The organism is Flavobacterium sp. LAR06, from assembly GCF_041946075.1.
In the GTDB taxonomy this organism is placed as follows: domain Bacteria; phylum Bacteroidota; class Bacteroidia; order Flavobacteriales; family Flavobacteriaceae; genus Flavobacterium.
In genome coordinates, this window is the sequence record NZ_JAUTYT010000006.1 from 197,376 (window position 1) to 209,798 (window position 12,423).

Consider the following 12,423-nt stretch of genomic DNA (forward strand, 5'->3'; position numbering starts at 1 on the left):
TTTTTTAAAGTTGCAAAGTTTCAAAGTTGCAGAGGTTCAAAGGATAGGAACACTTGATTTGAAACATTTAATATTTTAGATTTAAATAAACCTTTGTTGCTTTGTGCCTTTGTTGCTATGCACCTTTTTTTAAACCCATTTTTTCAGCTCTTTTGATTACAAAATCATATGCGGCTTGATACTCATTGGGAATGTCGCCTTCAAGAATTGCTTCTTTTACAGCTTCTTTTAAAACTCCAATTTCACGGGAAGGTTTCAAGTTGAAGATTTCCATGATTTCTTCACCAGAAATTGGTGGTTGAAAATTACGAACATGGTCGCGTTCTTCAACTTCCACAATTTTCTTGCGGACAATATCAAAGTTTTTATGGTACTTCTTGAACTTTGCTGGATTTTTAGTGGTAATATCTGCTTCACAAAGTGTCATTAAATCTTCAACATCTTCGCCGGCATCAAAAACCAAACGACGAACGGCGCTATCTGTTACAATATCCTGTGCCAGTACGATCGGGCGCGAACTCATGATAACCATTTTTTGTACAAATTTCATTTTGTGGTTCAATGGCATATGTAGGCGTTCAAATATTTTCTTTGCCATCTTTCCACCAAGAAATTCATGCCCGTGAAAAGTCCATCCTTGTTTTTTAGTGAAACGTTTTGTCGGCGCTTTTCCAATATCATGTAACAAAGCCGACCAACGCAACCAAACATCATCCGTATTCGGACAAATATTATCGACAACTTCTAATGTGTGGTAAAAGTTGTTTTTATGGGTATGACCTTCAATTTCTTCTACCTGATTTAAAGCTATTAATTCAGGAAGAATAATATCTAGAAGTCCCGTTTGGTATAAAAGTAAAAATCCGATTGACGGTTTATCTGTCGAAAGAATTTTATTCAATTCATCGACAATTCTTTCTCCCGAAATAATTTTAATTCTCTCTGCGTTTTTAGTAATTGCATCAAGTGAATTTTTCTCTATTTCAAAACCTAACTGATTCGCAAAACGAATGGCACGAAGCATTCGTAACGGATCATCAGAATAGGTAATGTCCGGATCTAAAGGTGTTTTAATAGTTTTATTCTCCAAATCAGCCAATCCGTTAAACGGATCAGAAAGATCTCCGAATGTTTTTTCGTTTAATGATAAAGCTAAAGCATTAATCGTAAAATCACGACGATTTTGATCATCTTCTAGCGTTCCGTTTTCAACGATTGGATTTCGGCTGTCGAAATTATAAGATTCTTTTCGGGCACCAACAAATTCTATATCAGTATCTTCAAAACGTAACATTGCAGTTCCATAAGTCTTAAAAACCTGTACTTTTGGTTTTTTTGGAAGCAATTCAGAAACTTTCAAAGCCAATTCGATTCCGCTTCCAACGGCAACAACATCAATGTCTTTTTTAGAACCTCGGTTTAAAAGTAAATCACGAACAAAACCACCAATAACGTAACTGTCTACGTTTAGTTCTTGAGAGGCCTGCGAAATAATTCCGAAGATTTTATGTTGTAAAGCTGTTTTATAATTTGTTTGTATAGCCACGAATTCACGAATTTTTAAAATAATTGCTTCTAATCTTGAAGAGAATGAAACGTGTGCAAATTTACAACATAGAAAATGCCTTTTATAATCTATCGACCATTTTTTTAAGGAAATTGAAAATTTTGAGTATTGAATTTTGTCAAAGTAGAAAAAGGCAACCATAAATTGCACAAATTATATTAAAATTTAAAATAGAAATTTGCGAGAATTTGTGCAATTTGTGGTTAAAAAAAACACTTATGACACTATCAAACAAATCAATTCTGATACATCATTTTTAAAATATCAATTTGTATTTTTGAATCATAGAAAAACGTACAAATGAAAATTGTTATATCGCCAGCGAAGTCACTGAATTTCGAAAAAGAATTACCAACTACTCAATATACTGAACCGTCTTTTTTAAAAGAAGCACGCCAGGTTCATAAAATTTTAAAAAGTAAAAAACCAGCAGAATTATCTGAATTAATGTCGATTTCAGATAAATTATCCGACTTAAACTGGGAGCGTAATCAAAAATGGAAAACTCCTTTTTCACCCGAAAATGCGCGTCCGGCAGTCTATACTTTTGATGGTGATGTTTATACCGGTTTGGATGCTTATACCATCCCGTTAGAAAAATTAGAAGTGTTACAGGATAAACTTAGAATTCTGTCGGGACTTTATGGTGTTTTAAAACCACTAGATTTAATGCAGGCGTACCGTTTAGAAATGGGAACAAAAATGCCAGTGGGTGAATACAAAAATCTTCATGAATTCTGGAAGCCAACCGTTACAAAAGCTTTAAATAAAGAGTTGACAAAAGGGGAGTTGTTTGTGAATTTAGCCAGTAACGAATATTTTTCTGCCGTTGATGTAAAAGCCTTGAAAGTTCCTATAATAACTCCGGATTTTAAAGATTATAAAGATGGAAAACTAAAGATGATCAGTTTTTTCGCGAAAAAAGCGAGAGGTATGATGGTTCGCTATATCATCGATACCAATGCTGAAACTATTGACGATTTAAAAGGTTTCAATTACGAAGGATATCAGTTTGATGCGAATCTTTCTAAGGGAAATAATTTGGTTTTTACGAGATAGGTTTCCTACAGGTTCAAAGTTTCAAAGGGACAAAGGTTGAGAGATTTAAAAGAGTCGTAGACTCTACCAATATTGTAGGAAGGGATTTTAATCCCTGTAATCTATGCGATATGATTAATTAGAAGGATATTAATTATAAAAAATAAAAAAGCCGGGTGAAATGAATTACCCGGCTTTTTCGTATTATAAATTATAAATCAATTATTATATTAACGCTATTAATGCATTGCATCAGCAGGATTAATCTTGTTTTTACCTCTTTTGATAAAGAGGATAATTGGAATACAACATAAGAACATGATACCTAAATACATGAAAATGTCTATGTACGACATTACAGTACTTTGTTTCAATACAGCATAATCTATTGCCTGATAGGCTTTTTTAAGGGCAACATCGGCACTGTATCCTTTTGCCATAAAGGCATGCTGCATTCCTTGAATACGTTGTTGTACTTCAAATTTTGCAGGATCTAGATTATTGATCAGATTTACTCTGTGTTCCTGACTAAAACGGGTAATAAAAGTGGTAATAATAGCAATACCAAATGAACCTCCTAATTGACGCATCATTCCGGTAAAAGCAGCTCCTTCACCAATATGTTTTCCTTTTAAGGTTGAAAGAGAAAGGGTGGTAATAGGTACAAATAAAAGTCCTAAACCAATTCCTCTCAAAATCAATGGCCAATACATATGTTCTACACCGGTATCAGGTGTCATACGAGTTTGCATCATAAAAGTAAAGAAGAAGAAAACTAAAAATCCAACTCCTACCATATAACCTTGCGGAACTCCTTTCTGGATCATGTTTCCAACAAATGGCATCATGATCGCAGTAGTGATCGAACCTGGAATCAATAATAATCCCGCGTCAGTTGCGGTCCATCCTAAAATTGACTGCGTATAAATCGGAATAATTAAAGTTGATCCGTATAATCCGAAACCAAGAATAAAACACATTACGGTTCCAATTCGTAAGTTACCATCTTTTAAGACACTTAAGTTTACAATTGGATGCTTATAGGTTAGCTCTCTCCAGATGAAAAGCACCAATCCAAGAACCGCCACAACACTTAAAGTCACGATTGTAGAATCGTTAAACCAATCGTCTTGTTGACCATGTTCCAAAACAAATTGTAATGATCCGATAAAAGCGGATAACAATATAATTCCCCACCAGTCGACCTGATTGGCTTTCAATTTTTCACCATATTTCGGACTTCTTACAAAAGTTAATGCCAAAATAGTAGCAATAATTCCTAAAGGGATATTGATATAAAAGATATAAGGCCAGGAATAATTATCTACCAAATAACCTCCCAAAGGGGGGCCTAATGTTGGTCCCACAATTACACCCATTCCGTAAATAGCTTGCGCCATACCACGTTTTGCAACGGGGTAACTTTCGGTAATAATGGTTTGGGCTGTTACCAGAAGGGCACCTCCACCCATACCCTGAACGAACCTAAAAGCTACTAGTTCCCATATATTGCTTGCATTACCACATAAAAAGGAGCAGACGGTAAATATTATGATAGAAGCCACAAAATAATTACGTCTTCCAAATTGCTGCGATAGCCAGCTAGTCATCGGAATTACAATTACATTCGCAATTGCGTATGCTGTAATAACCCATGCCACATCGGTCAAGGTAGCACCAAGACTTCCGCGCATGTCTGTTAGAGCTACGTTTACAATCGTAGTATCTACAATTTCCAGTAAGGCACAAAGTACCGCTGTAATTGTAATAATAACTCGTCTGTAACCGTATTCTACTAAATCGTCGTCTGCTTGTACTGCTGTTGCCATTTATTTATTTTAAATGTACGTCTACATCAACATTCATTCCTGGTCTCAAAAGTTTTACTTTCTCAGGGTCATTCGATGGATCTAAACTAATTTTTACCGGTAATCTCTGAATTGTTTTTACGAAGTTTCCTGTTGCGTTATCAGGAGGTAATAATGAAAAACGAGATCCTGTAGCTGGAGAGAATGAAGTTACAATTCCTTTAAACTCATAGTTAGGATAAGCATCTACTTTTAAGCTTACTTTTTGACCCACGATCATTTTGTTTAATTGTGTTTCTTTAAAGTTAGCTACAACCCAGGCTTCATTGTTATTGATGATGTAAAATAAAGATTGCCCTGGCTGAACCAATTGTCCTGGCTGAATATCAACTTTAGAAACCTGACCATCAATTGCAGCAGTTACAACGGTATAGGTAAGATTTAATTTAGCAACATCTAACATTGTTTTAGCTCTTTTAATGTTTGCTGCAGCAACTTCTGTTTGTTTGTCAGAAGCTTTAGATTTAGATTCGATTACCGATTTTTGGTAAGAACTAGCTCTTTGTTGTTGCTCTAAAACACGTACTTGATTTTCAGCTTCTTTTTTTGCAGTTTGAGCCTGCTCAAATTGTTGCTTTGTAATAGTATGTGTTTTGTACAAATTATTGTAACGGTTAAAATCGTTTGTAAGCTGTCTTAATCTGATTTTTGCACTTTCGATAGAACCACTTGCAGATCTCATATTGGCATCAGAAACATTGATACTTGCGTATGCGCTTCCAATATCTGCTTTTGCCGCTTCGTACTGGCCTTCAGCTCCTAATAAAGCAGCATTTGCTTCGTCAATTTTCAATTGATAATCTCTCTTATCGATAGTAAATAAAGTATCTCCCTTTTTTACAAAGTCATTATCTTTTACATACACTTTGCTAATGTATCCAGATACTCTCGGAATAATCGGATTCATTTTTTTCTCAATCTGAGCATCATCCGTTTCTTCGTGCGCTTGTCCGTGTAAGTATTTTGATACTCCGTAAGTTCCCCCCAATAAAACCAAAACGGTTAGTATAATGATGAATTTTGTATTTGTTTTTTTCTTTTCCATGAGAGCTATCGATTATATTTTAGAAAGATTGAATGATTGAGATAATTGTCCTGATACTGAAAGTAATTCGTAATATTTTTGAATTATAGTGGCTTTAGATAAAGCAGTATTAATTTTAGCGCTTAAGTGCTCAACATCAGCTTCAACTAAATCATTTGTGTCTGATAAACCATTGTCGAATTTATCTTTTACAAGTCTATAATTTTCAGAGGCTTGTTGTAAAGCTTCATCATAAACTACACTTTGATTGATCGCTAAGTCATAATCTTCAATAGATTTCTGTACTTCATTTTTAATACGATCAGTCAAAATTGCTTCTGAACTTTTTGCTTCTAAAGCTTGGCTCTCAGCTACTTTTACGTGTGCACTGTTTTTATAGAGCCCTGATATATCATATGATAAACCAAGTCCAAAATTCATTGCATATTTTACCGTAATAAAATCTTTAAGATCCAACGCTGTATATCCGCCTAATAAAGCAAGTGAAGGATAATAGCCCGCTTTTGCTATTTTGATATTGGCCTCGCTCGCTTTTTGTTGCAAACGAACTGCTTCTAAATCTTTTCTATTTTCAAGTGCCATTGCATCAGATGATGGAGCATTGCTTGTTTTCAAGCTAAAGAAATCACCTTCATTAACAGTCAATTTTACACTTGAATCTAACTTAAGTAAAGTAGTCAGATAGAAGTTAATATTATTGATATTGTTGTTAGCTTCATCAATAGATAATTGCGTTTTAGAAACCAATAATTGTGCTTTCAATAAATCATTTCTTGGAATGATTCCGTTTTTCTCTAGTTCTGTAAAATCGGTAACACGCTGTTTAGCTTGTTTTTGATTTTCGTTTAAAAGATCCAACGTTTTTTGCGCTTTGTATAATGCAGTATAATAAGTGATCACACGCAAAGCAACATCTTCTTTTGTTTTGGCAGCATAAGCACTTTCAGCTTCATATAAATTATCATAAGCATCGATGCTGTTCTGAATTTTAAATCCGGAAAATATTGGCAAGCTTAAAGTTGCCATTCCTAACAATGCCTGATCCGGAGATGGCATTGGCTCGGCACTAGCCTGATCATTATGCATGTCGATTGAAGCTTTTGTCAATCGTTGATATTGTCCTGAAATTTTAATATCTGGATATTGATTGTTCTTAACCTCTTGTAATTCGTATTTTTTTGAGTTTACCTTAGTGTTGGCAAGCGTAACTTCGTTACTTTTTTCCCAAGCCATTTTAACGGCTTCGTCTAAGGTTAAACTTGTTTTTTCTTGTGCTTCTATTGATGAGATTCCGATGAAGAAAATACCAAAGAGCAATAATGGATTAATTTTCATAAACAAGTAGCGCTTTTATAGTTTGTTGAATGTGCTTTGTAAGACTGGTTTTAATGTAATTATTATACATTTCTTCGGTTTTTAAATTCAGTAACTCCACAAAAAAAGATTTATTCATGTGAAAGTGAAAAAAGGTTCCGATGATGGTTGGCGTAAGAAGCGGAATTATAACATCTTTTCTGAAAACGCCTTTTGCCTGCCCTTGTGCGATAATCGTTTCTACAGATTTTAGATTTCCTTTTTTTAATTCAGTAAAAGCGATCATGCTTTTTTCTCTTTTTTCTGAATTGAGTTCAAAATGTAAAACTCTGAAAATCCCTTTGTTACAACTGATTCTGTTAATGTAAATTTCGATTAATTTATTGACTTTTTCAATAGGTTCGAGATTTTCTTGCAGTAAATTTTCGAGTTGTAATTTTAAATCAGAGGTTTTATAAAGAATTAAAGCCTCCAGTAGTCGTTCTTTTGAGCCAAAATAATACGAGACCATTGCAATATTAATTTTTGCATGTTTTGAGATATCCCGTATCGATGTACCCTCAAATCCTTTCTCAGAAAATAGCTTTTCAGCAACCTCGAGAATCTGAATTTTTTTATCGTTTAATTCGATGTTTGACATAGTAGTGTTTCTAATCGGTTACAAAATTAAACAAGTGTTTAAATTAAACGATCGTTTAATTTTTGTTTAACATAATATTAACATAAAACGGTGTAGTTGTTTTTTGTTAATTTTGGATAATAATTATTCTGATTTTTTTATTGTCAAATAGAAGTTAATATCAATTTTTAAATTTTCTTTTCCTATTGATTTGTCAATGTTTAATGATTTCCAACTAGGTGTTGGTGAGATCCAGACATCTTTTGTAAAGTTAGTTTTAATTGGCATTGAAAAATTATCATTGCAATTGGTATAACGATAAAGGAACTCGCTATTTTTTATTTTATACTCTAAAACAGGAACATCCTTAGTTCTCAGATATTGGTCAAAAAGATAATCAAAGTTAATCCCAGATTCTAAATTGATATAATTTTCAATCTGATTTGTAGTAACCACTTTATGATAGAAGTTGTTATTTAAGCCATGTAATATTTGTTGAAATTTCACATCGTCGTTTATAATACTTTTAATCATATGCAAAATAGCCCAGCCTTTTATATAATTATCCTGACTACCATCTTCATTTATGCCGTAGCGTGCTATTATCGGCTTGTCGTTGTCTATAGTTCTAAATCTTCCGGCCATAAATTCGTTGCCTGCTTGTTTACCTGCAATGTCAGCGATCACAAGTTCTTCGGCCAGACCGGCAAATCCTTCCTGAATCCAGCGGTCAGCAATATCAGCAGCGGTCATATTGTTGCCAAACCATTCGTGAGCCATTTCATGAACAATTATTTTATCTGTTTTTTTGCCCCAGCCTGTATTTGATATATCTCCGCCTTTTTTATTCGTGCCTCTTTTATATCCGCCTCCATAGGCAATGGCACTTTGATGCTCCATTCCAATATAAGGTGCATCTGCCATTTTGAAACCATCTTCATAAAAAGAGAAGGGACCAAACCAATGTTCTAATGAGTTCATAGTACAGTTTACTTCTGGAATCATATGTTTTTCGGCTTTGGTCTTATTATAGTCAAGAACCCAGTAATCCATAGTTAGTTTTCCCTTTTTGCCTTGGTATGCTTGACTAATATTTATATATTTTCCAATATAAAATGAAATTGCATAATGACTTATAGGATTTTTAACTTCCCATTGATAGGTGTGAGTACCGTCATGATTTTTAATTGTGTTTTTTAATCGCCCGTTTGAGATCGCAATTAAGGTATCTGGAGCAGTAACAGCAATCGAGGCTCCGTGATCAGGCTCATCATACATGGTATTTTTGCAAGGGTACCATAAACTTGCTCCTTTGTATTGGCAGGCTACTGAAATCCAAGGACGATTTAAGGAATCTTTTGCCCATACTAAACCACCATCCCAAGGAGGTTTTATCGATTCTGTTGGTTTTCCAGAATAATAAATCGTGATTTTGTTTTTTTTAGAAGCTTGATTTTTAGATAATTTTAAATACCAGATATTCTGATTTTGTGTAAAATCGACTTTTTTATCTTTTTGAAATATACTGTCAATTTTAAGTGGGCTTACCAAGTCAATCTGCATTAAGTCCGAATGCTTTTTGTTAGTAACGTTATATTCAATTACATTTTTGCCTGTTATTGTTTTATTGACATAATCAGGTTTAATGCTTAAATCATAATGCTGAATATCCCACCAAATTCGTTCTGGAGTAATCGAACCATTCAAGGTATCTTGTTTGGTTGGGATATTCAGAGTTTGACCTTCCTGAGCTTGTAGTGAATAAAACCACAGATTTAGAATCAGAAAAAGTGTTTTTTTTGAAATTATCAAATGTTTGGGCATAACAAGGATTTTGAATTGACTTAAAAAACCCCTGTAAATTACATTTAATTAGCGAATATTACCAACAAATTCTGCAATTTTACCAGAACCACTTTCACTCAAATGTTTGATAAAAGCACTTCCAATAATGGCACCTTTTGCAAATTTCGTAGCCTGATTAAAAGTTTCTTTATTCGAAATTCCGAAACCAACAATTTGAGGATTTTTCAAATTCATACTACCGATTCTTTCGAAATAACTTTCCTGAATATTTCCAAAACCAGATTGAGAACCCGTAACACTTGCAGAACTTACCATATAGATAAATCCGTTTGAAACACTGTCAATAAAGCGAATGCGTTCGTCTGAAGTTTGAGGCGTAATCAGGAATACATTGATTAATCCATATTTTTCAAAAATAGCTTTGTATTCGTCTGCATAAACATCAACTGGTAGATCCGGAATAATTAATCCATCGATACCAATTTCAGCACATTTTTTACAGAATGCTTCAACTCCATATTGTAACATCGGATTAAAATACCCCATGATAATTAACGGGATTTTTACGCTTTCGCGGATGTTCTTTAGCTGATCAAAAAGAATTTGAGTGGTCATTCCGTTATGAAGCGCCGTCGTCGAACTCGCCTGAATTGTTGGGCCATCTGCCAAAGGATCACTAAAAGGCAAACCAATTTCAATTAAATCAACGCCATTTTTTTCTAAATCCTGAATAATCTGAATGGTATCGTTTAAATTAGGATATCCGGCAGAAAAATAGATAGAAAGTATTTTTTTATCTTCTTGTAATTTTTGTGTTATTCTGTTCATTTCTTTTATGTTTTTCTCCTGCAAGCTTTTCAAAACCTTGCAGGTATATTTTAAGTTCTATTTAATTGATGATAACTCGACTCGTCCAATTGTTACCTTGATTTTCAACCAATAATAATCCGGAATCCAAATCATTCATTTGTCCAACCAATTCTCCTTTGTTATTCCAAAAAGCGCTTTGTCCTGCCGAAGACGAGCCCCACGATTCACCACTAAAATTAGACATCAAAACATTCATTTTGTGTTTCTCAGCATAGCTTTGTAAATCTCGATACGCATTCGGAATCCCGTTTGGTGTAAAGAAAATACTGGCGATGTAAATATCAGTTGCTCTCTTACAGGCATTTTCCGGATGCAGCGGATTATCAATATCAGCACAAATGGCAAATGAAATCTTTTGATCTTTAATAGTAATCATCGGATTGTAATCGAACGAAGGTTGAAAAAACTCATCTTCGCCTTCGTGTAAAAACTGCTTCGTATAAATAGAAACCGAATTATCCGGGGCAATAACAAATTCTCCAATGAACATTTCATTTTCAATTTGGATCGGTGCTCCGGCTACAATTGTAATATTATTTTCCGAAGCCAATTGCTGCAAATGATTCAATCGCGAATCGTCTTTTTTGAAAGCCAGTTTTTCAGCATTTTCTCTTTCGTAACCTGTAATAGACATTTCAGGGAATGCGATTAATTGTGCTCCATTTTGCACTGCCAATTCGATAAGACGGTAATGATCTGTTAAATTAGCTTCAATATTTCCCCTGGTTGGTTTTGTTTGTGCTGCTGCTAGAATCATTTCTGTTTTTTATTAATTTTCTATATAAATCCAGGCAACGATTCCTGAGTTCAATGTAACTTCAACTCTTTTATAAGCATTCGATTCGAATATGTCTACTTTAGCTAAATCTGAAGGAGAAATATTGTAAACAATACCATGTATTGGGTCTGAAGAACCCTCTGTTGGCACAGCTACAACATAGTCTGCCATTCCAAATTCTTCTTCTATCTGAAGACTTTTCAGTCTGTGACCCAAAAGCTGATCTTTAGTTCCGGATAAGACCTTATTAAAAAGCTGCATTTGAATTTGCTTTGATCGTAATGTTCCGTAAGAGAATAACTTTTCCATAATTGCTATTTTTCTTGTTTTGTTTTACAATTTAAAATATTCAATATAATTATCTAAATCTTTATCGCCACGTCCCGAAAGACTGATTACCACAACATCAGTTGGTTTAAATTTCTTTTGATCTAAAACTGCAAATGCATGTGCACTCTCAATAGCCGGAATAATTCCTTCTAATTTAGTCAATTGTAAACCTGCGTTCATCGCATCATCATCAGTAACTGAGAAAAATTCTCCACGTCCGGTTTGTGCCAAATGCGCGTGCATTGGACCAACTCCTGGATAATCTAAACCTGCGGAAATCGAATACGGTTCTGTAATTTGTCCGTCTGGTGTTTGCATCAAAAGAGTTTTACAACCGTGAATAACGCCCACTTTTCCTAATTTACTGGTTGCCGCGCTATGACCGCTGTCAACACCTTTTCCAGCTGCTTCAACGGCAATTATCCCAACTTCTGGCTCGTGCAAAAAGTGATAATAGGTGCCGGCAGCGTTACTTCCACCACCGATGCAAGCTACAACATAATCAGGATTTTCACGCCCTTCTTTTTCTTTTAACTGCCATTTTATTTCTTCTGAAATTACACTTTGAAAACGCGTCACCATATCCGGATAAGGATGCGGGCCAATTGCGGATCCGATAATATAATGGGTGTCAACAGGATTGTTGATCCAATCGCGAATCGCTTCGTTTGTTGCATCTTTCAACGTTCGTGAACCCGAAAGTGCCGGACGCACTTCTGCACCTAACATTTTCATACGAGCCACATTTGGTGCCTGACGCGCAATGTCGATTTCGCCCATATAAACGATACATTCCATTCCCATTAAAGCGCAAACTGTAGCCGTTGCAACACCGTGTTGACCAGCTCCGGTTTCGGCAATAATTCGTTTTTTGCCTAATTTTTTAGCAACTAATATTTGCCCGATAGTATTGTTGACTTTGTGCGCGCCGGTATGATTTAAGTCTTCTCTTTTTAGATAGACTTTGGTATTGTATTTTTCAGATAAACGCTTAGCAAAATAAAGCGGACTAGGGCGTCCAACGTAATCTTTTAATAACTGATTGAACTCCGCTTTAAAATCGGGTTCGCTAGTAATTTTTAAATAATTCTGACGTAATTCTTCTACATTCGGATATAACATTTCGGGAATGTAAGCGCCTCCAAATTCTCCGTAATATCCTTTTTCGTTAACGTTAAAGTTCATTTC

11 protein-coding genes are annotated in these 12,423 nt (G+C 34.7%); 1 reads left to right on the forward strand and 10 read right to left on the reverse strand.

Annotation, left to right across the window (positions count from 1 at the left end; genetic code table 11):
• Nucleotides 1-115: 115 nt before the first annotated feature.
• Complete coding sequence (locus tag Q7C23_RS10700; RefSeq protein WP_375032509.1) at nt 116-1,546, reverse strand: CCA tRNA nucleotidyltransferase; 1,431 nt, start codon at nt 1,544-1,546, stop codon at nt 116-118.
• 321 nt (nt 1,547-1,867) lie between these two features.
• Between Q7C23_RS10700 and yaaA the strand changes: the two genes are divergently transcribed.
• Complete coding sequence (gene yaaA / locus Q7C23_RS10705; protein WP_375032510.1) at nt 1,868-2,626, forward strand: peroxide stress protein YaaA; 759 nt, start codon at nt 1,868-1,870, stop codon at nt 2,624-2,626.
• A 218-nt stretch (nt 2,627-2,844) separates the two neighbouring features.
• On the opposite strand, the gene Q7C23_RS10710 is transcribed toward yaaA, so the two are convergent.
• From Q7C23_RS10710 to trpB, 9 genes are all read right to left on the reverse strand, one after another.
• On the reverse strand, nt 2,845-4,434 hold the full coding sequence (locus Q7C23_RS10710; protein WP_375032511.1) for a DHA2 family efflux MFS transporter permease subunit: 1,590 nt from the start codon (nt 4,432-4,434) through the stop codon (nt 2,845-2,847).
• Between the two features lie 4 nt (nt 4,435-4,438).
• The gene (locus Q7C23_RS10715; protein WP_375032512.1) at nt 4,439-5,518 is read right to left on the reverse strand and encodes an HlyD family secretion protein; all 1,080 of its coding nucleotides are present in this window, start codon (nt 5,516-5,518) and stop codon (nt 4,439-4,441) included.
• A 12-nt stretch (nt 5,519-5,530) separates the two neighbouring features.
• Nucleotides 5,531-6,853, reverse strand: coding sequence for a TolC family protein (locus tag Q7C23_RS10720; RefSeq protein WP_375032513.1), 1,323 nt, complete (start codon nt 6,851-6,853; stop codon nt 5,531-5,533).
• Nucleotides 6,843-7,472, reverse strand: a complete 630-nt coding sequence (locus Q7C23_RS10725) for a TetR/AcrR family transcriptional regulator (protein WP_072972904.1) — start codon at nt 7,470-7,472, stop codon at nt 6,843-6,845. Before Q7C23_RS10725 ends, Q7C23_RS10720 begins: the two co-directional genes overlap by 11 nt.
• A gap of 123 nt (nt 7,473-7,595) precedes the next feature.
• Entirely contained in the window at nt 7,596-9,275 is a 1,680-nt protein-coding gene (locus Q7C23_RS10730; RefSeq protein WP_375032514.1) for a M1 family metallopeptidase, read from the reverse strand.
• A gap of 48 nt (nt 9,276-9,323) precedes the next feature.
• Nucleotides 9,324-10,085: a tryptophan synthase subunit alpha gene (gene trpA / locus Q7C23_RS10735; protein ID WP_375032515.1), complete on the reverse strand. Its 762-nt coding sequence runs from the start codon at nt 10,083-10,085 to the stop codon at nt 9,324-9,326.
• Nucleotides 10,086-10,146: 61 nt separating this feature from the next.
• The gene (locus tag Q7C23_RS10740) at nt 10,147-10,884 is read right to left on the reverse strand and encodes a carbon-nitrogen hydrolase family protein (RefSeq protein ID WP_375032516.1); all 738 of its coding nucleotides are present in this window, start codon (nt 10,882-10,884) and stop codon (nt 10,147-10,149) included.
• Between the two features lie 12 nt (nt 10,885-10,896).
• Nucleotides 10,897-11,214: a gamma-glutamylcyclotransferase family protein gene (locus Q7C23_RS10745; RefSeq protein ID WP_375032517.1), complete on the reverse strand. Its 318-nt coding sequence runs from the start codon at nt 11,212-11,214 to the stop codon at nt 10,897-10,899.
• Between the two features lie 24 nt (nt 11,215-11,238).
• Nucleotides 11,239-12,420 (reverse strand): tryptophan synthase subunit beta, encoded by a 1,182-nt coding sequence (gene trpB, locus Q7C23_RS10750; RefSeq protein WP_375032518.1) that lies wholly within the window; start codon nt 12,418-12,420, stop codon nt 11,239-11,241.
• Nucleotides 12,421-12,423 lie beyond the last annotated feature (3 nt).